General features: G+C 40.6%; 31 protein-coding genes and 1 riboswitch. Of the genes, 6 read left to right on the top strand and 25 right to left on the bottom strand.

Annotation, left to right across the window (positions count from 1 at the left end):
* From fabF to SORDD24_RS04910, 22 genes are all read right to left on the bottom strand, one after another.
* The coding region (fabF, locus tag SORDD24_RS05015; protein ID WP_231082681.1) for a beta-ketoacyl-ACP synthase II at positions 1-1,161 on the bottom strand (1,161 nt) is incomplete at its 3' end.
* 28 nt (positions 1,162-1,189) lie between these two features.
* Entirely contained in the window at positions 1,190-1,921 is a 732-nt protein-coding gene (gene fabG, locus SORDD24_RS05010; protein ID WP_061408202.1) for a 3-oxoacyl-[acyl-carrier-protein] reductase, read from the bottom strand.
* Between the two features lie 43 nt (positions 1,922-1,964).
* Positions 1,965-2,885, bottom strand: a complete 921-nt coding sequence (gene fabD, locus SORDD24_RS05005) for an ACP S-malonyltransferase (protein WP_061408199.1) — start codon at positions 2,883-2,885, stop codon at positions 1,965-1,967.
* Positions 2,878-3,852, bottom strand: a complete 975-nt coding sequence (gene fabK / locus SORDD24_RS05000) for an enoyl-[acyl-carrier-protein] reductase FabK (protein ID WP_061408195.1) — start codon at positions 3,850-3,852, stop codon at positions 2,878-2,880. Before fabK ends, fabD begins: the two co-directional genes overlap by 8 nt.
* Positions 3,853-3,971: 119 nt before the next feature.
* On the bottom strand, positions 3,972-4,196 hold the full coding sequence (locus SORDD24_RS04995; protein ID WP_000257839.1) for an acyl carrier protein: 225 nt from the start codon (positions 4,194-4,196) through the stop codon (positions 3,972-3,974).
* A gap of 56 nt (positions 4,197-4,252) precedes the next feature.
* Entirely contained in the window at positions 4,253-5,227 is a 975-nt protein-coding gene (locus SORDD24_RS04990; protein WP_061408192.1) for a beta-ketoacyl-ACP synthase III, read from the bottom strand.
* A complete protein-coding gene (locus SORDD24_RS04985; RefSeq protein ID WP_061409500.1) occupies positions 5,227-5,661 on the bottom strand; it encodes a fatty acid biosynthesis transcriptional regulator FabT in 435 nt (144 codons plus the stop codon). The genes SORDD24_RS04990 and SORDD24_RS04985 overlap by 1 nt, the downstream gene beginning before the upstream one ends.
* 92 nt (positions 5,662-5,753) lie before the next feature.
* Positions 5,754-6,539, bottom strand: coding sequence for an enoyl-CoA hydratase (locus tag SORDD24_RS04980; RefSeq protein ID WP_061408189.1), 786 nt, complete (start codon positions 6,537-6,539; stop codon positions 5,754-5,756).
* A gap of 570 nt (positions 6,540-7,109) precedes the next feature.
* Positions 7,110-7,367, bottom strand: a complete 258-nt coding sequence (locus tag SORDD24_RS04975; RefSeq protein ID WP_061408186.1) for a hypothetical protein — start codon at positions 7,365-7,367, stop codon at positions 7,110-7,112.
* Between the two features lie 219 nt (positions 7,368-7,586).
* Positions 7,587-8,006, bottom strand: a complete 420-nt coding sequence (locus tag SORDD24_RS04965; RefSeq protein ID WP_231082680.1) for a DUF1492 domain-containing protein — start codon at positions 8,004-8,006, stop codon at positions 7,587-7,589.
* A 184-nt stretch (positions 8,007-8,190) separates the two neighbouring features.
* A complete protein-coding gene (locus SORDD24_RS04960) occupies positions 8,191-8,796 on the bottom strand; it encodes a hypothetical protein (RefSeq protein WP_061408179.1) in 606 nt (201 codons plus the stop codon).
* 5 nt (positions 8,797-8,801) lie between these two features.
* A complete protein-coding gene (locus SORDD24_RS04955; RefSeq protein WP_061408176.1) occupies positions 8,802-8,984 on the bottom strand; it encodes a hypothetical protein in 183 nt (60 codons plus the stop codon).
* A complete protein-coding gene (locus SORDD24_RS04950) occupies positions 8,974-9,345 on the bottom strand; it encodes a terminase small subunit (RefSeq protein ID WP_155720121.1) in 372 nt (123 codons plus the stop codon). Before SORDD24_RS04950 ends, SORDD24_RS04955 begins: the two co-directional genes overlap by 11 nt.
* Before the next feature lie 91 nt (positions 9,346-9,436).
* Positions 9,437-9,643 (bottom strand): hypothetical protein, encoded by a 207-nt coding sequence (locus SORDD24_RS04945; protein ID WP_061408173.1) that lies wholly within the window; start codon positions 9,641-9,643, stop codon positions 9,437-9,439.
* Positions 9,644-9,666: 23 nt separating this feature from the next.
* Positions 9,667-10,071, bottom strand: a complete 405-nt coding sequence (locus tag SORDD24_RS04940; RefSeq protein WP_231082577.1) for a hypothetical protein — start codon at positions 10,069-10,071, stop codon at positions 9,667-9,669.
* Between the two features lie 505 nt (positions 10,072-10,576).
* A complete protein-coding gene (locus SORDD24_RS04935; protein WP_061408167.1) occupies positions 10,577-11,806 on the bottom strand; it encodes an AAA family ATPase in 1,230 nt (409 codons plus the stop codon).
* 3 nt (positions 11,807-11,809) lie between these two features.
* Positions 11,810-11,965, bottom strand: a complete 156-nt coding sequence (locus SORDD24_RS11300; RefSeq protein WP_196757272.1) for a hypothetical protein — start codon at positions 11,963-11,965, stop codon at positions 11,810-11,812.
* Positions 11,958-12,233 (bottom strand): DNA-binding protein, encoded by a 276-nt coding sequence (locus tag SORDD24_RS04930; protein WP_061408164.1) that lies wholly within the window; start codon positions 12,231-12,233, stop codon positions 11,958-11,960. Before SORDD24_RS04930 ends, SORDD24_RS11300 begins: the two co-directional genes overlap by 8 nt.
* Entirely contained in the window at positions 12,226-12,567 is a 342-nt protein-coding gene (locus SORDD24_RS04925; RefSeq protein WP_061408161.1) for a hypothetical protein, read from the bottom strand. The genes SORDD24_RS04930 and SORDD24_RS04925 overlap by 8 nt, the downstream gene beginning before the upstream one ends.
* Complete coding sequence (locus SORDD24_RS04920; RefSeq protein WP_061408159.1) at positions 12,564-12,779, bottom strand: hypothetical protein; 216 nt, start codon at positions 12,777-12,779, stop codon at positions 12,564-12,566. Before SORDD24_RS04920 ends, SORDD24_RS04925 begins: the two co-directional genes overlap by 4 nt.
* Position 12,780: 1 nt before the next feature.
* The gene (locus SORDD24_RS04915) at positions 12,781-12,981 is read right to left on the bottom strand and encodes a hypothetical protein (RefSeq protein WP_061408156.1); all 201 of its coding nucleotides are present in this window, start codon (positions 12,979-12,981) and stop codon (positions 12,781-12,783) included.
* A 455-nt stretch (positions 12,982-13,436) separates the two neighbouring features.
* Entirely contained in the window at positions 13,437-13,637 is a 201-nt protein-coding gene (locus tag SORDD24_RS04910) for a helix-turn-helix transcriptional regulator (protein ID WP_061408153.1), read from the bottom strand.
* 212 nt (positions 13,638-13,849) lie between these two features.
* On the opposite strand from SORDD24_RS04910, the gene SORDD24_RS04905 reads away from it, so the two are divergent.
* The 6 genes from SORDD24_RS04905 (at position 13,850) to serS (ending at position 19,451) form a co-directional block, all read left to right on the top strand.
* Entirely contained in the window at positions 13,850-14,401 is a 552-nt protein-coding gene (locus SORDD24_RS04905) for a helix-turn-helix transcriptional regulator (protein ID WP_061408150.1), read from the top strand.
* 99 nt (positions 14,402-14,500) lie between these two features.
* A complete protein-coding gene (locus tag SORDD24_RS04900) occupies positions 14,501-14,764 on the top strand; it encodes a hypothetical protein (RefSeq protein WP_061408147.1) in 264 nt (87 codons plus the stop codon).
* Between the two features lie 192 nt (positions 14,765-14,956).
* Positions 14,957-16,120: a tyrosine-type recombinase/integrase gene (locus SORDD24_RS04895; protein ID WP_061408144.1), complete on the top strand. Its 1,164-nt coding sequence runs from the start codon at positions 14,957-14,959 to the stop codon at positions 16,118-16,120.
* Between the two features lie 103 nt (positions 16,121-16,223).
* Positions 16,224-17,588, top strand: coding sequence for an aspartate kinase (locus tag SORDD24_RS04890; RefSeq protein WP_061408141.1), 1,365 nt, complete (start codon positions 16,224-16,226; stop codon positions 17,586-17,588).
* Positions 17,589-17,590: 2 nt separating this feature from the next.
* Positions 17,591-17,962, top strand: a complete 372-nt coding sequence (locus SORDD24_RS04885; protein ID WP_000079374.1) for a DUF956 family protein — start codon at positions 17,591-17,593, stop codon at positions 17,960-17,962.
* Between the two features lie 214 nt (positions 17,963-18,176).
* Complete coding sequence (gene serS / locus SORDD24_RS04880) at positions 18,177-19,451, top strand: serine--tRNA ligase (protein WP_061408138.1); 1,275 nt, start codon at positions 18,177-18,179, stop codon at positions 19,449-19,451.
* A 25-nt stretch (positions 19,452-19,476) separates the two neighbouring features.
* Here the strand turns inward: serS and SORDD24_RS04875 are convergent, their stop codons facing one another.
* From SORDD24_RS04875 to SORDD24_RS04865, 3 genes are all read right to left on the bottom strand, one after another.
* Complete coding sequence (locus tag SORDD24_RS04875) at positions 19,477-20,376, bottom strand: TDT family transporter (protein ID WP_061408135.1); 900 nt, start codon at positions 20,374-20,376, stop codon at positions 19,477-19,479.
* A gap of 111 nt (positions 20,377-20,487) precedes the next feature.
* Positions 20,488-21,036: a carboxymuconolactone decarboxylase family protein gene (locus SORDD24_RS04870; protein WP_000196656.1), complete on the bottom strand. Its 549-nt coding sequence runs from the start codon at positions 21,034-21,036 to the stop codon at positions 20,488-20,490.
* Positions 21,037-21,167: 131 nt separating this feature from the next.
* Positions 21,168-22,490, bottom strand: coding sequence for an alanine/glycine:cation symporter family protein (locus tag SORDD24_RS04865; RefSeq protein WP_061408133.1), 1,323 nt, complete (start codon positions 22,488-22,490; stop codon positions 21,168-21,170).
* 90 nt (positions 22,491-22,580) lie between these two features.
* Positions 22,581-22,669, bottom strand: a riboswitch (glycine riboswitch).
* Between the last annotated feature and the right edge of the window lie 132 nt (positions 22,670-22,801).

The following is a 22,801-nucleotide window of genomic DNA, read 5'->3' as shown; positions in this document are numbered from 1 at the left end:
AGGAATTTCTTGCTCCAAGCCTTGTCCATAAACGACATTGGCTTCGATATAGTCTGACAACTCGCTTGTACCAGCTGTCATTGGAACAAAGTTATGACGCATGGCTTCGATGGTAGCAATCGCCTCTACCGCTCCTGCAGCTCCAAGCAAGTGTCCTGTAAAGGACTTGGTTGAAGATACTGGTACTTCTTTACCAAAAACAGCTACAATAGCACCACTTTCTCCCTTTTCATTAGCAGGAGTTGACGTTCCATGGGCATTGACATATGCTACTTGCTCTGGAGAAATTTCTGCCTCTTCCAAAGCCAGTTTCATAGCCTTGATTGCACCTTGACCTTCTGGATGAGGTGAAGTCATATGGTAAGCATCACAGGTATTACCATAGCCAACTACTTCAGCCAAGATAGTTGCCCCACGTTTTTCAGCGTGTTCAAGGCTTTCAAGAACCAACATCCCTGAACCTTCTCCCATGACAAAACCATTACGGTCTTTGTCAAACGGAATAGAAGCACGAGTTGGATCTTCTGTAGTTGATAGAGCTGTCAAAGCTTGGAATCCAGCGATAGCAAAAGGAGTGATTGATGATTCTGATCCACCAACTAGCATGACATCTTGGAAACCAAACTTAATAGAACGGAAGGCATCCCCAATGGCATCGTTTGATGAGGCACAGGCTGTATTGATTGATTTACAAATACCGTATGCTCCGAAACGCATCGCAACATTTCCTGAAGCCATATTTGGCAAGGCTTTTGGAAGTGTCATTGGTTTAACGCGTTTTGGACCTTTTTCATGAAGGCGGATAACCTGATCTTCGATTTCTTTGATACCTCCGATACCGGAAGCAACGATGACACCAAAACGATCTTTATCAACCGTTTCTACATCAAGGTTGGCATGTGTCACTGCCTCTTGCGCTGCATACAAGGCATACAAAGAATAATCATCAAAACGGTTGGTATCTTTTTTGACAAAGTATTTATCAAACGGGAAATCTTGAACTTCTGCCGCATTGTGCACAGCAAATTCGCTGTGATCAAATTTAGTGATTTCTCCAATTCCAATTTTTCCAGTTTGCAAACTGTTCCAAAATTCTTCTGGAGTATTTCCGATAGGAGAGGTCAATCCGTAACCTGTTACTACAACTCGATTTAGTTTCATCTGTCTTACCTATATCTTTCCTTATTTTTTACATGCTAAGTCCGCCATCAACAGCGAGAACTTGTCCAGTCAAATAATCCTGCCCAGCCAGGAACACTGTAGCATCTGCGATATGTTCTGCTTGTCCAAAATGTTTCATTGGGATTTGTGCCAATGTCGCTTCCTTGACCTTATCAGACAAAACAGCTGTCATATCTGACTCGATCATTCCTGGTGCAAGAGCATTTACGCGTACATTGCGATTGGCAACTTCTCGTGCTACTGACTTGGTAAAACCAATCAAACCTGCTTTAGAAGCTGCATAGTTGGCTTGTCCGATATTTCCCATCAGACCAACCACACTGGACATGTTGATAATCGCACCTTCACGCGCCTTAATCATCTGTTTCAAGACAGCTTGCGTCATGTTAAAAGCCCCTGTCAGATTAATCTTAAGCACTTTTTCAAAGTCTTCTTCGGTCATCTTGAGCATGAGCATATCTTGAGTGATCCCAGCATTGTTTACCAAGACATCAACCGAACTAAGTTCTGCGATTGCTTGTTCCACCATGCGTTTTGCATCTGCAAAGTCTGACACATCACCTGAGATTGGCACCACCTTGACACCGTAGTTTGAAAACTCAGCCAGCAATTCTTCTGAGATTGCTCCACGACTATTCAGAACCACATTGGCTCCTAGTTGAGCAAATTTGTGAGCAATAGCAAGTCCGATACCCCGACTTGAACCTGTAACAAAGATATTTTTATTTTTTAGTTGCATTCTGTTCTCCTGTTTCCTGTTGTATTTGTGGGAGAAGGGATTACTAGTTTCCCAGCAAAGCATCCAAACTTGCCAAATCTTCAACATTGGCTAGCTGAGCTGTTTTATCAATCTTTTTGACAAAGCCTGACAAGACTTTTCCTGGACCAATTTCAATGAAGTTGGTCACACCAGCATCCTGCATGACTGCGATACTTTCGTAGAAACGAACCGGTTCCTTCACCTGACGCGTCAAAAGCTCTTGGATTCGATCTTTTTCCATGATTGCAGCTTCTGTATTGCCGACTAGAGGGCAAATAAAGTCTGAGAAACTAATCCCCTCAAGAGCCCCAGCTAGCTGTTGGCTAGCTGGCTCTAGAAGGGCTGTGTGGAAAGGACCCGACACATTTAGGGGGATCAATCGTTTAGCTCCTGCTTCTTGCAAGAGTTGGACCGCTCGGTCAACTGCAGCTACTTCACCACCAATGACGATTTGGCTTGGAGTATTGTAGTTAGCTGGAGTGACTATACCGACTTCAGAAGCAGTTTTGCAAGCTTCCTCAATCACTTCAACTGGAGTATTAAGAACGGCTACCATCTTTCCAGAGCCTGCAGGTGCCGCCTCTTCCATATAAGCACCACGCTTGGCAACCAAGGCAACTGCCTCTTCAAAGTCCAAGGCTCCGCTAGCTACTAAAGCAGAATATTCCCCGAGGGACAGTCCTGCTACCATATCCGGCTGATAACCCTTTTCTTTCAATAGTCGGTAAATAGCAACCGAAGTCGCTAAAATAGCTGGCTGCGTATAGCGAGTCTGGTTTAACTTGGTTTCTTCCTTATCAATCAAATCACGAAGGTCATAACCCAAAACCTGACTGGCTTGGTCAATGGTTTCCTTGACGATAGGATAGTGGTCATAGAGGTCTCGTCCCATCCCAAGATATTGAGCACCTTGACCGGCAAATAGAAAGGCTGTTTTAGTCATTTCTTACAACTCCTGCCCAACGAGAGGCTTCTTCTTGAATTTTCTTGGCTGCGCCATAGTATAGATCTTTTAGGATTTCTTCGACGGTTTCTTCTTTAGAGACCAAACCCGCAATCTGACCCGCCATGACAGAACCGCCTTCTACATCTCCATGAACAACGGCTTTGGCAAGAGCACCAGCTCCCATTTGCTCAAAGATTTCTAAATCTGGGTTTTCTTGTTTAAAGGCGTCTTTTTCAGCTTGCTCAAAGTCACGTGTCAACTGGTTTTTAATGGCACGAACGGCATGACCAAAATGCTGAGCTGAAATGGTTGTATCAATATCGCGCGCTTTGAGGATTTTTTCCTTGTAGTTTGGATGAGCGTTTGATTCTTTAGCTACTACAAATCTTGTACCAACCTGAATAGCATCCGCGCCTAACATAAAGGCTGCTGCCGCACCTTCACCATCAGCAATTCCTCCAGCAACAATAACTGGAATCGAAACAGCTGCAGCAACTTGACGAGCTAAGGTCATGGTTGTCAACTTACCGATGTGTCCACCAGCTTCCATTCCTTCTGCAATGACCGCATCCGCACCGATTTTTTCCATCCGTTTTGCCAAAGCAACACTTGGAACAACAGGGATGACTGTGATACCTGCCTCGTGGAAACGAGACATATATTTACTTGGATTTCCAGCTCCTGTTGTTACTACCTTGACTCCTTCTTCAATCACAAGATCGACAATGTCATCTACAAATGGAGACAGGAGCATGATGTTGACACCAAAAGGTTTATCAGTCAGCGCTTTAATCTTATCAATATTTGCCTTCACGACCTCTTTCGGTGCATTTCCACCACCGATAATCCCTAAACCGCCAGCTTTAGAAACAGCTCCGGCCAAGTCGCCATCAGCGACCCAAGCCATCCCTCCTTGGAAAATTGGATATTTAATGTTTAATAATTCTGTAATACGTGTTTTCATAGTGCCTCCATCAGTCCTTGCTTACGTAATAGTTCGATTAGTATATTATTTTAGTCTCAAACTATTACCTAAACAAGAGGGAGTGGGTTTCCCCTACTCCTTCTATATCTTATTCGCTCTTATTTTGTTTTCTCTTCAACGTAGGCAACCAAGTCACCAACAGTTTTCAAGTTATCTTCTGCTTCGATTTGGATGTCAAAAGCATCTTCAATTTCAGAGATTACTTGGAACAAGTCCAAAGAATCTGCATCCAAATCATCAAAAGTAGATTCAAGTGTTACTTCTGATGCATCTTTTCCAAGTTCTTCGACGATAATTTCTTGTACTTTTTCAAATACTGCCATGATAGGACTCCTTTAAAATATAAAAATTTATAACAATGTGTTCACCACATGATTACCTAGATTGTAAGAATGAGCGTGCCCCAGGTCAAGCCTCCACCGAAGCCTGATAAAAGAATCGTTTGGCTGCCGTCTACACGGATCAACCCCTGATCCACACACTCTGATAGTAAAATCGGGATGCTAGCCGCACTGGTATTCCCATACTCCATCATATTGGCTGGAAGTTTGTCTCGGTCTACACCGATTTTTTTAGCCATCTTATCCAATATGCGGATATTGGCCTGATGAAGTAAGAGATAGTCCAAATCAGATGCCCCTACTGGACCTTCGTCAATGGTCTGCTTGATTGATCTAGCAACATCTCGAATCGCAAAATCAAAAACTGCTCGCCCATCCATCTTCAAAAATGCAGGAACTGCTTCTTGATTAGAGAAGGGGGAAGTCAAGGTCGTTTGCCCATAAGTTAAGCACTCGCTTCGAGCACCATCACTGTGTATACTCTCTGCAAGGAAGTGTCGGTTGTCACTTGTTTCCAAGAGAACTCCACCAGCACCGTCCCCAAAGAGTACAGCAGTCGATCGTTCTGACCAGTCAACCGCCTTGGACAAGGTTTCAGCACCGATAACAATCCCTTTTTTGAACTGTCCAGATGTCAGAAACTTCTCAGCAGTTGAAAGTGCAAAGATAAAACCACTGCAAGCAGCTGTAAGATCAAAAGCAAAGGCTCTGTTAGCACCAATGTTGGCCTGAACTCGTGCTGCTGTAGAGGGCATCATTGAGTCAGGTGTGATCGTTGCTACAATGATAAAATCGATCTGCTCAGCTTTTATGCTCGCCTTAGCCAGTAAGCTTTTAGCAACTTCTGTCGCCAAATCACTCGTTGACTCCGTTTTTGAAATATGTCTCTGTTTAATTCCTGTACGACTTGAAATCCACTCATCGCTTGTATCCATGATTTGAGCCAAGTCTTGATTGGTGACCACTTGCTCTGGTACATAATGAGCAACATGGCTTATTTTAGCAAAAGCCATTATTTCAAATCCTCCAAAAATTGATAAAGGTTAGTCAATCCTTTGCCCATAACATCCATCTCCTCAGGACTCATCCCGTCGATAATTTTTTCGACCATGGCCTTGTGGAAACGTTTATGAAGGCGGTGGACTAGACGACCTTTCTTTGTCAAATGCAGATACACTACACGTCTATCCTGATCAGAACGAATACGCTCAATATAACCTTTTCTTTCCAGGTTATTCAAGCTCGTTGTAACCGTTCCAAGAGTTACCATCAGTTCCTTTGAAACCTTGCTTGGTGTTGCCTCCGGGAACTTCCCAATCACATCGATCGTGTGCATTTCTTTGATGGAGATGTCTTTGAATCGACTACCTCGTAAGCTAACCTCCTCGATCACAAGGACATTATTAAAAATGGATGTTAAATAATCATTTACTCGTTGGTAGTCCAAACTTTTTCCCTCCTCTTCAAAAAAAACTTTTACAATCAAAACATTTGATAGAGAAAGTATATCAAACTTCAAAAGATAGTGCAAGTATTTTTTTACTTTCCTGAAAATTTTGGTCGTCTTCTTTCTGAATGAGCGCGAACTCCTTCTTTGAAATCTTCGGTTTGAGCCAAGGATTCCTGCAACTTCAACTCTAATTCAGCATAGTTTTGCCAATCCTTAAATTGGCTTTCCCAAACCAACTTTTTAATCGCTGCATAGGAATTAGCTGAACCGCGTCTGAGTTTTTTTAGAACTTGGTCTCGTGTTTTTTCTAGCTTATCTGCCTCACAGACTCGATAAACCACGCCCCACTCCAGAGCTTTCTCTGCTGTCAGGGCTTCTCCTGTCATGGCAAGCTGGGCTGCTCGTGTTACTCCTATACTACGACTTAGGAGATGAATACCTCCTGCATCAGGAGCCAAGCCAACTCCGACAAAGGCTTGAATGAACTTGGCCTTGTCTGTTGCTATACAAAAATCAACCGCTACTGCCATATTGGCTGCAGCTCCTGCAACGGCTCCATCTACTTCCATCAAAACTGGTTTTGGTATTTGCTTGATCTTATAGGAAATTGTATTGACCAATTCAGCGATTTTTGTCAATGAAGGAATATCATCCTCATCCACCGCCCGCTTCATCTCGACCAGGTCTCCCCCCACTGAGAAAACTTTACCGTTCGCGTTAATCAAGATATACTGTACTGCTTGGTCCTGCTCTGCCAAGGTCAAAGCTTCTAAGATTTCCTCACACATTGGGATGTGGAAACCATTTGCCACTTCAGGACGATTCAGAGTAATAATAGCTAGATCATCTACGATCTGGTATAGGATATGATTCATAGCTTCTCCTTTTATGTGATGATAAAATTATTTCATTATCAAAGTATACCTTTTTTGGGATAAAGGAACAAGAAAAAATCAATTAAAAGTGTCTCAGCCGATTATTTTACCTTCATTTATGAATTTGAGGAAAATTGACTTTCTTACTTTTTATCTATTTATCGATTCCCAGAATAAATTAATATTTACTTCTATTATAATAGGAAGATATTTTCTTCATTGAAAAAAGCCCCTCTTTCTGCTATAATCGTATATTACCTTTTGCAACTTTCTTTTTACCAATTTACAGACCCTAAACCCTTGATTTTATTGAGTTTTTAAAGAATTACTAAAATAAACATATAGACATAGATTGCCATTGATTCCCCCTAAAGTTCCTAAAAAATGGAACAAAAAATAGACTTTTTCAAGTCTATCAAAATAATTTAATGAGTTCAGCAGGCAAGAAACTAGCACGGTCAAACGTGCTTTTTTAATTGCTGGTTGCTGATAGGTATATTATACCATTTCTTCCGTTCTTTACCTCCTGTTTTTGAGTACAAAAAAGCACCTTATCGGCGCTCTGTGATATTAACAATCGTAAAATATATGCTTCTCACGTTGCAGTCTACGTCTTTTCTCGTCCGAATCATAGCCGTACTCATCTGCAAAATAATCGTATTGATCTTTGATACATTTGTCCAATTTTACTTCAAAGATATCACTCTCTTCTTGTGGTCCATAGATAGCCGCTACAGGAAAAATCGGGGCCACTAATCGATACCCAAAGATGTCGCTGAATGTATCTGCTTTTTCTGCTACACGTTGATAGCTTTCGATAATCCGCATGACTACCTCTCCTTTAGTTTATTTATAACATAATTATAACTCTCAGGGAAGGTTTTTTCAAGTATTTCTCTGCGTTCATCATCAAATTGTGCCTCGAAGACATGCGCAAAAAACTCGCTCTCTATATTTCCTTTTTTCTCCCAGTAAACGAGCGAGTGCGAATACTTGCCTTGTATTCTCCCTTCAATCAACGCTCCTAATTCTGTGGTAAGGTTAAATCTAAACAGTATTTTTCACTTTGGCCAAGTTTTCTAAAGCCTGGTTTCTAATCCTGTATACGTTAACTTTGCTTATCTTCATCTCCCTACAAATCTGAGCCAAAGGGAGGTTATTCACATATAACATTGTCAATACTAACCACTCCTCATTTTCATCTAACTGGTCTATCAAGTCCATGACTTCTATACGCTCGTTTACAAGGACATTGAGTTGCTCTATTACCTCGTCTTTAAGTTGCAAGGTTTCAAGTAGTTTATTTTCAGTAGTGTTTATTTTACTAGTTGTTACCCTTGTGCCAATTTGATTAGATCCAGCTAAAAGTCCATGGTCTAAACTGTCTAGTTTTAATTGCATTTTTTTAATGAGCACATCTGTCTTTTGGCAATTCTTCAGCTTTTTTTCAATCTGTTCAACGTTCACGCTGGTACTCCTTTTCGATATAATAATAGTGTTGAAATTATAGCTGAGGCGGAGCGCCTTGGCTTTTTGTATTTTCTCTAGATTCGCTCGAGGTTCATTTATTCCCTGGGAAGTATTTTCCCGTGAGAAAAAATGTATAATGACGGTGTGAAGCTATTAGAAGCGCGTGCGTTTTCTTTTCGTTTTACCAATCAACTTCTAGTGTTAAGTCATCTTCAAAACGTTCCATAAATTGCAACCATCCAAAAAATTGAAACTCTGAAAGGTGTTCAATATTATTATTTTGTGATGACTCCAGGCTTACTTTAAATTTATTCAAAAGTTCCCGATTTCGTTGTCGGTTGTCTCTAGGCAAACTATTGAGAATACCCTGGGCTGTTTCATCCTCTCGTCCAGATAACACCCCACGAATTGCGCCGATAGCTGAATAATCGTCTACATAGTGCGATACTAAATTTTGGGCATCCTCCAGTGCTATTTCTGGATTTTTTAACATAAGCAAGGCTGTTTGTAACCCTGCTTGATAGCCTGCATTGTCAAGATTACCAATTGTTGACTTCTTCCAACTTTTTTCCAATTGAGTCAATGCCGTATCAAGCGCGGTTAAAATTGCTCCGATTGCTGCCGAGTATTTCTCTTGGTACTCATTTCGGATTGCTTGCAACCTGTTTTCTATGCCAATAGCTGAAAGTTCTTTGCTCTCTGCGATGGCTTTGTATTTTTCTTGAAATTCTTTGATAATTAAATCTGTTGTTGTTATTTTTTGAATAATTTCTTTTTTTGCTGTCATAATGTTTACTCCAATTCTTCTGTATTGACTTTTAATTGCTTTAAAATATCTTTTAGCTTCAAAGATATAGGACTATCTTCAAATTCTTGATCACTGTTGATAAGCTCGTCAAATGATGGCATTGCTTTCAAATAAACCTTTGTTCGCAATTCTTCAGCACGCCTTAATATTGCTCTCTTATCTCTCACTAAACTTCGCCTCCAGTTCCTCGACCACTTCCAGCACATTTTCTAGCTCATGACTTCTGTAGCCATAGTTTAGAATGGTCTGGGCTGATTGTACCCGTGCAAACTCTGACGCTTCCGGATCATTCATAATCTGCCTTAGTACATTTACTGCCTCTGTGCTGGCTTTTTGTAGCTGACCTGTTGCCTGCTGCATAAGGTCGCTCCGATACTGCCGATAGTATTTTCTAAATGTAATATCCTTTATGTAGCGGTTACCTGTCGTGCGTGAAATCCCTGCTTTTTTGCTCGCCTCGGTGATATTCGCCGAACTCATCAAAGCAAGCATAAATTTTTCTTGTTTCGGGGTCAATGTGTCTGCCATTGCATCGTCTTTCCTCCTTCCAATAACTAAAAAAAGAGGTACACCACTTCAAACCATTGCCTGGTTATTGGTGTACCTCTGATTGTTTCAGTCAGTATTTTTCTTTAGTTGTTTGTTCCACCATCACTACAGCGTTATCTTGGATTTTAAGCAAGATATTCGCATGGGGTCGCTCTGGTTTCACTACCTGTATTATACCATGTTTTGAGAATAAAATACAGCCATCCTCCAGCCTGGATAGGATTTTATCAAGGTATTCTTGCCCCTTACCCCCTTCAAGTGTTCCGTTTAGTGTCATGTTGTTTCTCCTTTTTCTATTTTTCAATAATCAATACCAACAAATTTTTTACGGTTATCGAGAATAATATACCCCTGTTGTATAGCTAAAATTACAAAATATTTTAGTAGTTTGTCTTCATGCTTCAAGGTCTGGACAAGCTCACTGTTTTTAAAAGTTTCCCATTCAGAAATATAAGAAGCAGAACCTCCATTTTGTGGTGGAAGAAGATCCAATTCACTTTCTTCCATCTTCTCATATATACTCTTTGTGATGTACCTTAAACGTGGGGTTTTAGAAAGCAACTCCCTGGACTGCTTTCCATAATTCCTACCTTGCCACTTACAAATAGCTTTATCAAATACTAAATACTTTCTTACTCTATCAAAAATATATCTCATCGGTTCGTTCTCACCAGCCCACTTAATAACCTCTCCAATATTTTCCATGTAGGGCATTGACTTGAAGGCTAAAAAATTTTTGTCTTGGATAACTCGTTTATTTAATCTCTTCTTTACCACTAGTTCACTACTCCATTTTTACAATATATATCCGCGCAACGTGGAAGTGTTAAAGGACAGGGTTACAGGGGGCGTAGCTCAATCGCCCCTGTTCCTGCTCCTTACTTCCACATTTCACGAAAATTGGACAAACTAGAATTGACGCTAGGCTATTCTAGTCATGTCCCTTATTTTACATCTGTATAATTTACAAGTGTTTACAACCATTTACAACTCCTAAAAAATCCAATAACACCAACGCTTTTCGAGTTATGTTTAATAATTTACAAGTGTAAAAAAATAACTATTTTACATCTTTTACAATGAGTTGTAAAGAGTTGTAAATTTTACGTTTGTAAAGGTGTAAAATCATGTAAAATTTTTACACTTTTTTTACAACTTTTTACAACTTTTACATTTGTAAAGTTTACAACTTTTTACATATTTAAAGTTGTTAATAAGCAGGATTTTCTTGTATCATTCCATCGACGACCACTATGTTATTATCGGATTCATCAATCAATTTGTCTAAGGTAGGTCTGCTGATTTTGGCAAAACGAGAAAGCTCTGACTTATTGGGTAGTCTATTATTCGCCTGTTCAAAGTTTGCTATCATAGATTTTAATTTGTTTGTCGCTTTTTCTTTCGTTTCTTCATTAGCCCATGCTTTTTCTTTCTGTTCTTTGGAAAGTGGTAACCCTGGTTCGTGATAGGCTAATATTTTCTCCTTATCATTTATCAACTGTGGGTAGTAGAAAAGAAAATTTTTCTCCCCGTCGTAATCAGCTTCCGAGGTGACCGCTTCAAGTCTCCAATAAGTTCGCGTTTTTAACGGCAAATCTATGTTATCAAAAAGTCGTAGAATTTCCTGTGTCTGTTCAGTAGGTAAATGCTCTAGCGCTACCTCAATATGATTTCGTAAATCCTCGCTTGTTGCTCTCTTGTTTTTAAAACTGATATAATCATTTGTTACGTTTAGCTGAAAATATCTTTTATTGTGCGTAGTCATTACATTCTTGGCCAAATCCCAGACGGCTTCTAGCCTCTCTAGGCGTAACAATTCGGGATCTAATTCCATCTTGAAAAATTCCAACAAGCTATCGCAATGAGCTAGAGACTCTGACCACTGCGCAAAGTCTGAACTTTCCGTAGTCCCTTTCGGTCTATCTCTATGACTTTGTGTATAGATCAGGCCACCGCCTACGTGTTGGTTAATCTGTTGTAAATAATCCCCTAAGGAGCCCCCAAACTGTAGTAATTTTAAATTATCAATACTATCAATAATAACCACTTGAAAAACATTGTTTGGTACTTTATCTTTTACAACCTTGGCCAAATCTTCTAAGGCCGTTGACTTTGGAAGAGTTAAGATAGAAATATTGTCAAGATCTTTTTGCTCAACTTCTAAAAGTTGGGCAATCTGCATGAACTTACTAAAACAGTCGTTTTCTTTATGATTCGTATTGATATACAAGACGTTGAAAGCTCTTTTACTCTTCCACTCTAGCCAATTACTCCCCTGAGCTAAAGATAGAGCTAGGGAAATAACTACGCTAGTCTTTAAGGATCTTCTTGGCGCCGATATACCCAATACTTGCCCGCGTCTCAACAATCCTGTCAAAATGCTAGCAGATGGCCCTATTGTCTCAGCAGGAACTTGTCCTAGTTTTTTAATTTCTGTCATTAGTTATCCTTTCTGGTTTTTCAATCGTTTCTTTTTCATTTTCTTTAATTGTTGTAACTCTTTGCGTTGCTCAATAGTTAGTTGTCTATTTTTCCAAGTGTAGCCGTTGGTAGTTCGGACAGATTTTCTTTGTCCAGGATATCGTTCAAAACTAGCCATTTTCAACTCCCAAAAACTTCAGCAAGTCAGAAACTCTATAATAGATCTTCCTAGTATCTTCTAGTGGGGGCTGGTATCGTCTTAGCCCTGCTTCTTCCCACTTTTGGAGTGTCTTATATTTTACGTCTAACTCGTCCATGACTTCCTGGGCTGAGATTAAACCTGTCAGTCGTGGTTTGACTGTATCACGCGCTTCAAGGTATCTTTCCACTACCTCCAGAATGCCATACGTCAAATCATGCTCACTTTCTTGGCTTAAACTAAACATATCCACCCACCCCCTTCAAGGTTTCTTTGTAGCTTTCTAGGTCGCTGTTCATCAACACCGCTAGGCGCTTTTCTTCTTCTCGTATCTGATTGTAAAATGTTTTTGCTCCGTCCAGTAGCTCCTCTTTGTTAGCTGGGATAAAATATCCTCTAAATGTCCCATGGCGAACCCCAACAATAGGAACGCTATGGCGCGTGATTAGACGGCTGATAATATCTTGCACGGTTCTTTCTGTTAGCTTGGTTGTCAGGCTGATTTCCGCCCCTGTTATGGAGTTCTCAGCCCCTACCTTGATTAGTCTTAATACTCGCTTATCATTCTCTGATAGACTCATTCAGTTCCTCCCCATACGTTGACCCCTGAAAGCTGGATATAACGCCCGTAGCAAGGGTTTAAATCCTCACTAGGTGTTTCTATCGTCTGTTGGTTTTCTCGCTCAATTTTGGCGCTTTTTTTGCGGTCTCGGTGGTTTAGATAGATTAGAAAGCCAATAGCTACCACCATAAAGATAACCGATTGTGTATTGGTCAAATCTAATTCATTCATGTCATAGCCTCTTTCTATAGTCATTAGCTTGTTGAGTATGTTCTAAAATGAGTTTGCTTATAGCTTGGTTTGCAGTATTGAGCAAAGCTGATGATTGTTTACTATCTTCCATGGTAGCCATTTCTAAGACTAGTTGAATATCACTTAATTGAGCACAAAAGCCCTCATAATCTACTAAAACATCATTAGTATTTACTGTCATATATTTTTCCTCCGTTGGCCTTTTAATTGTCGTTTACTATACAGGATTGACACCACTCCAAACGCTGGGCGATTGCCCCAAGTTGGCGAACGCTTGTAGTGATGACCAGTTTAAAGAGTTGGCGCTCTCCGTATGGTCAAATTGCCCTAAATATGCTATAATCTAGGTATAAATCGTTACTAAAACCCTTTTAATAACAGCTTGCCTGCTTGTTTATTATGTTTTAGTGATAGTGTTAAAGGCTTGATAGTTTGGTCGCTCTCAAAGCCTTTTTTGTTGCTCTCACGCGCTTTCTAGGCGTGTTTTTTTATTTCTGAATACTGTGGACTTAATTTCCTGATAGCTCCTTTCTATTCTGGCCGGAAATTTCTTCCGAGTAGTTCAATCCCCAGTGGTAAAGCACCACTTAAGAAATCTGTAAATGTAGTGTAGTATTGCGATAGGTTCGCTCCTTTCTAACTGTAAAATAGTTCATCTATGGTTATATCTGATTTGATTTCCGCAACCATTGACTTAATCGCTAGGCGTTCTTTGTCATTGAATAGCGTTTTACCTAATTCTTTGTTGTTGTATGACTGCAAAGAAATTTTTAGCTTGTCCGCCATCTGTTGCTGAGTTAGTCCTAACATAACCCGATAGCCTCGTAGTTTGCTCATAGGTTTCCCCCTTTCTAAAAAAATCCCCCTCCATAAATAGATTGAAAGTGTGAAAGGTTGGAGAGGGAAAAGTTGATATAGTTTTCTATATCCTGATTTTTATTATATATAGTTTTTTATTACTTGTCAACAATATTTTTAAAAAATATATAGTTTTCTTTGATTTTTTAAAATCTCTTGTGTATAATCAACTATGAAAGGTAACGAAAATTATGAATAGATTGAAAGAATTGCGAAAAGAAAAAGGTCTGACTCAAGAAGAGTTATCCAATGAAATAGGTACTACTAAACTAACTATTTCAAATTGGGAAAATGAAAAGCACTCTATTGGATCCGAAAAAGCTAAACTGCTAGCCGACTTATTCAATGTATCCGTTGGATACTTGTTAGGGCACAGTGAGTATAGAGACAGCCAAGAAGCAAGTTATCAACTTTACCAAAAGGATCCCGATGATCCAAATAATCATGTAAAGGCTAGGGTTTATTCTATTCTTGGAGATGATTTAATGAAGGTGCTGGAAGAGCGATATATAACTGGTCATGATGAGCCTGATTATTCTAATCTTACTTCATTCTTATCTGCAGTAAATCAGCTTTCATATACCGATGAAGAAGAGTTATTACTAAATTATGGAATACTCCCTAAGGAAGATAAAAAGATAATAAAGAATCTGGTTTCTGATATGGCTGAAAAAGTAAAAATGGCTATTAAGATTAAGGAGGAACAAAAGAAAGAAAAAGAATCATGGAGGAAAGGATTCTAAACCCACGCGCCACAATGTCCAACAATCCAGAAGCGCGTGACTTCTCTTACTTCGCTCTTTGTTCGATAGGTTATAAAATGATTCAAAGGAACAAATTTCATGAAAAGCACAAGGAAAAATAAATCTTTTTTAAAAGAAAAGAGTCGTGTAATATTAGTATTTATTATCATTTATGTATTAGCTCTTTTTTATGGTGCATATCTTGCGTTAGACAACGAGTATATTAAACTTGTTCTTGAAACAATTCTAAGTCCACTTCTGATTGGATTGATTTTTGGATTTATTGATAGTTTAAGAAGAGATTATAACGAGTATTATAAAAACCTTGCTGATGATTATAAGAAAGGGGAAGAGAGCGACTAAACAAAAAGATCTTTTATCAGCCTTGCTTAAAGCCCTATACACGCTTTCTACAATCCGATATATAAATTACCGTCTGACTCTTTAAAATCGAATACAGGGCAAACTGTGAAGCCCTGGTATGATATAAACCACAATCTAAAACCTTTTTAATAATAGCTTGCCTGCTGATGTATTTTAGAAAGGTTTATCATCATGAAAATAACCACATACACAAAAAAAGACGGTTCAATAGTCTACCGCTCAAGCGTTTATCTGGGAATTGATCAGATAACAGGAAAAAAAATCAAAACTACTGTATCAGCACGCACTAAAAAAGAGCTAAAAGCCAAAGCCTTACAAGTTCAGATAGATTTTCAAGAGAAGGGCTCGACAATATACAAGGCTACCACTCTATCGACCTATGGGGATCTGGTCGAAAGCTGGTGGTACAGTTACCGTCACACCGTAAAGCCTAACACAATGGTAGTCTATAAAGGTATGCTGAAAAATTATCTTTTACCAGCCTTTGGGTCTTACAAACTGGACAAACTCACACCCCCAATTATTCAGAAAGTTGTCAACGATTGGGCGCAAGCATATAACAGCGGTTGCGGCTACAAAAATTATAGCTTACTGCATTCAACCAATAAACGAATTTTACAGTATGGTGTAGTCCTTCAAGCTCTGCCCTCAAATCCTGCAAGGGATACCATCGTACCACGCAAAGCCAAAAATACACCAACAAAAATCAAATATCTAAACGATACGGATTTAAAAAAATTCCTCGATTACCTGGACGGTTTGGACAATACTTATAAAAATTTTTACGATACCGTGCTATATAAAACTCTACTCGCCACCGGTTTACGGATTGGGGAATGTCTAGCCCTCGAATGGTCAGATATTGACTTACAAGACGGGACTATCTCAGTAACAAAGACGCTAAACCTTTTAGGAACGCTAAATAGCCCCAAAAGTAAAAGCGCTATCCGAACGCTTGATCTTGACAAAAAAACTCTACTCATGCTTAGACTTTACAAAGCAAGACAAGCAGAAAACGGGCGGACTATTGGTATCAGCTACCAAAAAGTATTCCCTAATAGTTTTGACGAATACAAAAAAACTAACCGCCTGCAATACCGCTTAAAAGAGCACTTGAAAAAAGCTGACTGCCCAAGCCTAGGTTTTCACGCATTCCGCCATACCCACGCTAGTATCTTGTTAAACGCTGGACTAGGTTATAAAGATATTCAAACCAGGTTAGGCCATTCAAAAATCTCCATGACCATGGATATATACAGCCACCTATCTGAAACGAACCAAAAAAAGACCGCTTCAGTGTTTGAAATGGCTCTTGAAAAGTTAAAAAGTTCCTAAAAAGTTCTTAAAACAAAATATAGAGTATCAAAAAAAGCTGTCATATTGGCATATATTCATTTTTCTGCTATAATCGTATAAAATACTTACTTGAGGAGTCCCTATGAAGGTTGTAAAATTTGGTGGAAGCTCTCTTGCCTCTGCTAGTCAGTTAGAAAAAGTTTTAAATATCGTTAAAAGCGATAAAGAGCGCCGTTTTGTGGTTGTTTCTGCACCGGGTAAACGCAATGCTGAGGATACCAAGGTTACAGATGCCTTAATCAAATACTATCGTGACTATGTGGCCGGAAATGACATCAGCACTAGCCAAAATTGGATTATCGACCGCTATGCTGCTATGGTGAGCGAACTAGGCTTAAAACCAACTGTTTTAGAGAAAATTTCTAAAAGTATCCGTGCCTTAGCGACTCTTCCTATTGAAGAAAATGACTTTCTCTATGATACCTTCCTGGCGGCTGGAGAAAACAACAACGCCAAATTGATTGCAGCCTACTTTAACCAAAACGGTATTGATGCACGCTATGTTCACCCAAGAGAAGCTGGGATTGTTGTCACAAGTGAACCAGGAAACGCACGTATCATTCCATCTAGTTATGACAAGATTGAGGGCTTAGCTGACAGCAACCAAGTCCTTGTTATTCCTGGTTTCTTTGGGGTTACTAAGGAAGATCAAATCTGTACCTTCTCACGTGGTGGATCCGACATAACAGGTTCCATTATCGCTGCAGGTGTCAAAGCTGACCTCTACGAAAACTTTACGGATGTTGACGGTATCTTTGCTGCCCATCCGGGTATCATTCACCAACCGCACTCTATCCCTGAATTGACCTACCGTGAGATGCGTGAATTGGCCTATGCAGGTTTCTCAGTCCTTCACGATGAAGCTCTGCTCCCTGCCTACCGTGGGAAAATCCCTCTGGTTATCAAAAATACCAATAATCCTGACCACCCAGGAACACGCATTGTTTTAGAACACAGTAGTGATAAATTCCCAGTAGTAGGGATTGCGGGTGACTCAGGATTCGTCAGCATCAACATGTCAAAATATCTCATGAACCGTGAAGTAGGATTTGGTCGCAAGGCTCTACAAATCCTAGAAGATCTTAACATCGGATGGGAACACATGCCAACTGGTATCGATGATCTTTCAATCATCCTCCGCTCCCGTGAATTAACTCCTATCAAAGAAGAAGAAATTCTACGTCAACTCGTTCAAAAGGCTGAAGTGGATCATGTAGAGATCGAACATGACCTTTCCATCATTATGATTGTCGGAGAAAAGATGAAGAGCCATATCGGGGTAACTGCTACTGCAACACGTGCTTTGTCTGAGAATAAAATCAACATCCAGATGATGTCCCAAGGTTCAAGTGAAGTTTCCATCATGTTTGTTGTCAATAAAGACCAAGAAAAGGCAGCTATCAAGGCTCTCTACCATGCCTTTTTCGATGAAAGTAAGGAAGACTAATCATGGCCCAATCTCTCAATAAAGTCATTGACCTGCAAACTACTGGGACATCTTACCTCTCTATCTCGGGAAAGGTTGGAAAATTTCTAGTCGGGGACCAAGCCTTGGAGTTTTATCCTGATGTCAATGTCGAACAATATATCCAAATCCCCTGGTCTAGTGTCAATCAAATCGGAGCAAACGTAAGTGGCCGCAAAATCAGTCGTCACTTTGAAGTCTTTACTGACCAAGGAAAATTCCTCTTTGCTTCAAAAGACTCTGGAGCTATCCTCAAAATCGCTCGGGAAAAATTAGGAAATGACAAGGTTGTGAAACTTCCGACTCTACTCCAGACCATTGGACAAAAACTTAAAAATCTATTTGCAAAAAAGTAAAAACTTTAGTATAATCATAGCAACGGATAAGTAGGTTATCTCCTTCTTTCAGAAAGTCTGCGGATGCTGCGAGCAGATAGGAGGGATAGGTGAAATTCTACCGTTGTTCACAATTACATACACAATCAAGTGCACACCTGTGAAGTTGGATGGAACCGTGGCCCTGCCACTCCAACGCTTTGTCAGGTGTGCTTTTTCATATAAAGGAGGACTTATGTTAGATATCAAACGAATTCGTACAGATTTTGATGCTGTCGCTGAAAAATTGGCTACACGTGGTGTAGATGCTGCTGTCTTAAACGAGATGAAAGAAATCGATGCTAAACGTCGTGACATCTTGGTTAAGGTTGAAACTTTGAAAGCAGAACGTAACACTGTTTCTGCTGAGATTGCCCAAGCCAAGCGCAACAAGGAAAATGCCGGTGACAAGATTGCTGCTATGCAAACCTTATCTGCTGAAGTCAAAGCCTTGGATGCTGAATTGGCAGACATCGATGCTAAATTGACAGAATTTACCACTACTCTTCCAAACATCCCTGCCGACAGCGTTCCTGTTGGAGCTGATGAAGATGACAATGTGGAAGTTCGCCGTTGGGGAACTCCGCGCGAGTTTGACTTCGAGCCAAAAGCTCACTGGGATCTTGGTGAAGACTTGGGTATCCTTGACTGGGAACGTGGCGGTAAAGTAACAGGCGCTCGCTTCCTCTTCTATAAAGGTCTTGGCGCTCGTTTGGAACGTGCTATCTACAACTTCATGTTGGATGAGCATGGTAAGGAAGGCTATACAGAAGTCATCACACCATACATTGTTAACCATGACTCAATGTTTGGTACTGGTCAATATCCAAAATTCAAAGAAGATACTTTTGAATTGAAAGACACTAATTATGTCCTCATTCCTACAGCTGAAGTGCCTCTTACAAACTACTACCGTGATGAAATCCTTGACGGAAAGGACCTACCAATCTACTTCACTGCTATGAGTCCTTCATTCCGTTCTGAGGCTGGTTCAGCTGGTCGTGATACACGTGGCTTGATTCGTCTACACCAATTCCACAAGGTTGAAATGGTCAAATTTGCCAAACCAGAAGAATCTTATGAAGAATTAGAAAAAATGACAGCCAACGCTGAAAACATCCTTCAAAAACTCAATCTTCCGTACCGTGTCGTTGCCCTCTCTACTGGGGATATGGGCTTCTCAGCTGCCAAGACTTACGACTTGGAAGTTTGGATTCCAGCCCAAAATACCTACCGTGAAATCTCAAGCTGTTCAAATACAGAAGATTTCCAAGCCCGTCGTGCTCAAATTCGCTACCGTGATGAAGCCGATGGTAAAGTTAAACTCCTTCACACCTTGAACGGTTCTGGACTTGCAGTTGGACGTACAGTGGCTGCTATTCTTGAAAACTACCAAAATGCAGATGGTTCTGTGACTATTCCAGAAGCTCTTCGTCCATACATGGGTGGAGCTGAAGTTATCAAACCATAAAAAACAAGGCCTAGCTAGAAAATAGCTAGACCTTTTTTCGTAACCAAATCAGATAAGCGCCCAATACGAAGAATAAAATAGTGAGGCAAATAACAGTTTCAGCCAACACCAGATAATCCAGAAATGGAAGTTTCAAAATTCCCTGAGCCATCTTGAGAGAGGTGGCTGTGATAATGGTTGGGAAGGTGAGGGCTGAGAAGGCTGGTTGAAAGCCTTGTTTTAAAATATTAGGCAGGCGAGTTAAAACAAAGAAAAAGAAGGATTGAGAAGCCAAAATCATGACGATTAAGAGCCAAGTCGGTAGGCCTGCTCCTCCAACTCGAACTAGGGAGGCTAAGAGTAGAGAAAAGGGAGCACAGTAGATTCCTTCCTGTCCAAGCAAGGCTAGTGGGAGTGGAGTTTTCTTTAAATCGCTATAAATAAGCGGATAGAGATAGAAGGTCAAGACAAAACCAAAACTCAAGGTCGCATAGGCAATCTCGATAATACCTACCAGAGGATAGGTCAAGGCTGCCACAGCTATCCCCACATAGAGCACCGTCCAGCTAGGAGTCGCATTGACCCTCCGACCTGGACAGGCAAATTTGATGGTAAAAGTAGCAATCAAAGCCAAATCCAAGAGAAATGAAAACCTCCAGATTCCTTGTGCTACCAAAGGAAGAGCAGGGAATACGCGAAAGACATAGGTCGATAAAATCATCCCGGCCATAGGAAAAGTAGCCATCCCAGATAAGAGAGGGGCTTTGGTCAATTCTCGCTTGGTTTCAGACCAATTTCTTAGATGAAAAAGGAGAAAGAAGATCCATAAGACCAATCCAGTCGAACTAAATAAGTGCGATAGCACAGGCCAAGTATCCGCAATCAGGTTTCCTGCACCTGCCAAACCTAACAAACAACCAGAAAATACCAAGGGGAGTTTTTTCATCCGATCCTCCAATAATCATGTTATTATTAGTATAGCATAAAAGCGCTTAAAATAGCATAGAAAAATGAAGACTGGTTTACTCAGCCTTCATTTTTTTCTTCATGATTCCAACTAGGCATAGGGTTGCAATTCGGGGTTAATTGGCGTATTGGCTAGGTTATTAGCATAGTTACAAAGGCTGGCTAGGCTGACACCCAGAACCACATCCAAGGCATTTTGCTGGGTATAACCGACTTCTAAAAATTCACTAAGCGCTTCATCGCCTACACGACCCTTGGTATTGATGACTGCCAAGGTAAACTTGGCTAGGGTGTCTAGTTTTGAATCTGACTCGATTGGAGTGCGATTGCGAAGGGCTTGGAGGAGATCATCATTCATCTGGATTTGTTTGATCGAAAAGGCGGTGTGACCTGCGACGCAGAAAGCACATCCATTGGTTACGGCAGCTGTGATTTGCACCACTTCCCTCTCAACTGGGGTTAGGCTATTACGGCGGTTGATGGCTCCGACAGTTCGGTAGGCTTCTAGAGCAGTAGGAGCATTGGCCAAGAGACCAATCAGATTGGGAATATAGCCATTGTTGTCTTTTTGTACTGTTTCCAGAACTTCTTTTACTTCTGCTGGAGCAGATTCTACTGTGTGGATGGTAAATCTTGTCATAAGAAACCTCTTTTCATTTTATTGTCATTTAGTCTATCATAGAATTTTTTCTTTGGATAATATATATTTTCAATCGCCTTGATAGGAAATGTCTATGAAATGAAAAAAATCACACTAAAAGTGTGATTGGGTTAGTGTTTAAAATACTTTCTGGTTTCGGAAATAACGACTGGCGACAAGACTAAGAGGGCAATCAAGTTTGGTAAAGCCATCAAGGCGTTGACGATATCTGCAATAATCCAGACCATGTCCAACTCGATAAAACCTCCCAGCAAGACCATGAGCACAAAGACCGCTCGATAGAGCCAGATAAAGCGAACGCCAAAGAGAAACTCGAAACAGCGCTCTCCGTAGTAATTCCAGCCGAGAATTGTCGTAAAGGCAAAGAGAACCAAAAATATAGTCAAAAGAGCAGGGCCAAAATGCGAAAAAATTGTTGAGAAGGCTGACTGGGTAAGGGCTACTCCATTCAAATCACCGCTCCAAACCCCAGTTACCAAGATTGTCAGACCTGTCAGAGTACAGATAATCAATGTATCAATAAAGGTCCCTGTCATGGAAATCAAGCCTTGCTCAACAGGCTCATTTGTCTTAGCCGCAGCAGCTGCGATCGGAGCTGAACCAAGACCAGATTCGTTAGAGAAGACTCCTCTCGCCACACCATTTTGAATAGCCATCCGAATGCTGGCACCTGCAAAACCACCTATCGCAGCCGCTGGACTAAAGGCTGAAGCAAAGATGAGAGCAAGTGTGGCTGGGATTTTCTCGATATTAAAGAGAATAACTGTAAGAGTTCCTAGAATATAGACAATAGCCATAAAAGGGACGACTGCTGTTGAAACCTTGGAAATGGATTTGAGGCCACCAAAGACTGCAATCGCGACAAAAACAGACAAAACGAGAGCTGTGATAGCTGGATTAATTTGAGCTGTATTTTGGATAGATTCTGTAATTGAATTGACTTGGGTAAAGGTACCAATTCCTAGAAGGGCTACCAATACACCCGCTAGGGCAAAGAAGATTGCAAGTGGACGCCACTTTTCTCCCATTCCCAAAAGGATGTAGTGCATGGGGCCTCCAGCTACTGCTCCATTTGCATCCTTGGTGCGGTACTTGATAGCCAGCAAGCCTTCAGCATACTTGGTTGCCATCCCAAAGAAGGCTGCCATCCACATCCAAAAGAGGGCCCCTGGTCCCCCAACCTTAATGGCTGTCGCGACCCCGATGATATTTCCCGTACCAACGGTGGCAGCTAGAGCTGTACAAAGAGCTGCAAAGCTCGACACATCGCCATGTCCCTTGTCCTTGGTAAAGATCAACTGAAAGGCCTTGAGGAGACGAGCTAACTGTAAAAGTCCTAGTCGGATGGTCAAGTAGATTCCCGTTCCGACCAATAACAGTAAGAGGGGAGGTCCCCAAACGAAAGCATCAAGCGCTTTAAGCAATTCTAACATGTCCTTCTCCTATCTTTTCAACCCCAAAAGAAAGAGCACATGCAAGATACATGTACTCTGGAATGCCTAGATAAATGCCAAAAAGCGGTCTATCCTAGCTCTGTCCTTTTACCTGAGAGTTTGAGCAGTTTCCTGCCTTGCCCCTTCGGTGCCTTTACGGTCTCTCCAGAGTTCCGTCCATTTACAGTCATGGAAAACAAACCTTTCTCCACTTCTATTAAACTTCATTCGGTGTTGGTATTTAATTTTTTCTTATTTTACAAGAAAAGTTAGCTTTTGTCAATATATTATTTGAAAAAAGATGGATTTTC

It is taken from the genome of Streptococcus oralis (assembly GCF_001579175.1).
Classification (GTDB): Bacteria; Bacillota; Bacilli; order Lactobacillales; family Streptococcaceae; genus Streptococcus; species Streptococcus oralis_O.
This window is presented reverse-complemented; position numbering and strand designations above follow the sequence as displayed.

Coding starts and splice junctions, on each gene's coding strand:
- fabG (WP_061408202.1), bottom strand. CDS start 1,921: ATGCAACTAAAAAATAAAAATATCTTTGTTACAGGTTCAAGTCGGGGT.
- fabD (WP_061408199.1), bottom strand. CDS start 2,885: ATGACTAAAACAGCCTTTCTATTTGCCGGTCAAGGTGCTCAATATCTT.
- fabK (WP_061408195.1), bottom strand. CDS start 3,852: ATGAAAACACGTATTACAGAATTATTAAACATTAAATATCCAATTTTC.
- SORDD24_RS04995 (WP_000257839.1), bottom strand. CDS start 4,196: ATGGCAGTATTTGAAAAAGTACAAGAAATTATCGTCGAAGAACTTGGA.
- SORDD24_RS04990 (WP_061408192.1), bottom strand. CDS start 5,227: ATGGCTTTTGCTAAAATAAGCCATGTTGCTCATTATGTACCAGAGCAA.
- SORDD24_RS04980 (WP_061408189.1), bottom strand. CDS start 6,539: ATGAATCATATCCTATACCAGATCGTAGATGATCTAGCTATTATTACT.
- SORDD24_RS04975 (WP_061408186.1), bottom strand. CDS start 7,367: ATGCGGATTATCGAAAGCTATCAACGTGTAGCAGAAAAAGCAGATACA.
- SORDD24_RS04960 (WP_061408179.1), bottom strand. CDS start 8,796: ATGACAGCAAAAAAAGAAATTATTCAAAAAATAACAACAACAGATTTA.
- SORDD24_RS04950 (WP_155720121.1), bottom strand. CDS start 9,345: ATGGCAGACACATTGACCCCGAAACAAGAAAAATTTATGCTTGCTTTG.
- SORDD24_RS04945 (WP_061408173.1), bottom strand. CDS start 9,643: ATGACACTAAACGGAACACTTGAAGGGGGTAAGGGGCAAGAATACCTT.
- SORDD24_RS04940 (WP_231082577.1), bottom strand. CDS start 10,071: ATGGAAAATATTGGAGAGGTTATTAAGTGGGCTGGTGAGAACGAACCG.
- SORDD24_RS04935 (WP_061408167.1), bottom strand. CDS start 11,806: ATGACAGAAATTAAAAAACTAGGACAAGTTCCTGCTGAGACAATAGGG.
- SORDD24_RS11300 (WP_196757272.1), bottom strand. CDS start 11,965: ATGGCTAGTTTTGAACGATATCCTGGACAAAGAAAATCTGTCCGAACT.
- SORDD24_RS04930 (WP_061408164.1), bottom strand. CDS start 12,233: ATGTTTAGTTTAAGCCAAGAAAGTGAGCATGATTTGACGTATGGCATT.
- SORDD24_RS04925 (WP_061408161.1), bottom strand. CDS start 12,567: ATGAGTCTATCAGAGAATGATAAGCGAGTATTAAGACTAATCAAGGTA.
- SORDD24_RS04920 (WP_061408159.1), bottom strand. CDS start 12,779: ATGAATGAATTAGATTTGACCAATACACAATCGGTTATCTTTATGGTG.
- SORDD24_RS04915 (WP_061408156.1), bottom strand. CDS start 12,981: ATGACAGTAAATACTAATGATGTTTTAGTAGATTATGAGGGCTTTTGT.
- SORDD24_RS04910 (WP_061408153.1), bottom strand. CDS start 13,637: ATGAGCAAACTACGAGGCTATCGGGTTATGTTAGGACTAACTCAGCAA.
- SORDD24_RS04905 (WP_061408150.1), top strand. CDS start 13,850: ATGAATAGATTGAAAGAATTGCGAAAAGAAAAAGGTCTGACTCAAGAA.
- SORDD24_RS04900 (WP_061408147.1), top strand. CDS start 14,501: ATGAAAAGCACAAGGAAAAATAAATCTTTTTTAAAAGAAAAGAGTCGT.
- SORDD24_RS04895 (WP_061408144.1), top strand. CDS start 14,957: ATGAAAATAACCACATACACAAAAAAAGACGGTTCAATAGTCTACCGC.
- SORDD24_RS04890 (WP_061408141.1), top strand. CDS start 16,224: ATGAAGGTTGTAAAATTTGGTGGAAGCTCTCTTGCCTCTGCTAGTCAG.
- SORDD24_RS04885 (WP_000079374.1), top strand. CDS start 17,591: ATGGCCCAATCTCTCAATAAAGTCATTGACCTGCAAACTACTGGGACA.
- serS (WP_061408138.1), top strand. CDS start 18,177: ATGTTAGATATCAAACGAATTCGTACAGATTTTGATGCTGTCGCTGAA.
- SORDD24_RS04875 (WP_061408135.1), bottom strand. CDS start 20,376: ATGAAAAAACTCCCCTTGGTATTTTCTGGTTGTTTGTTAGGTTTGGCA.
- SORDD24_RS04870 (WP_000196656.1), bottom strand. CDS start 21,036: ATGACAAGATTTACCATCCACACAGTAGAATCTGCTCCAGCAGAAGTA.
- SORDD24_RS04865 (WP_061408133.1), bottom strand. CDS start 22,490: ATGTTAGAATTGCTTAAAGCGCTTGATGCTTTCGTTTGGGGACCTCCC.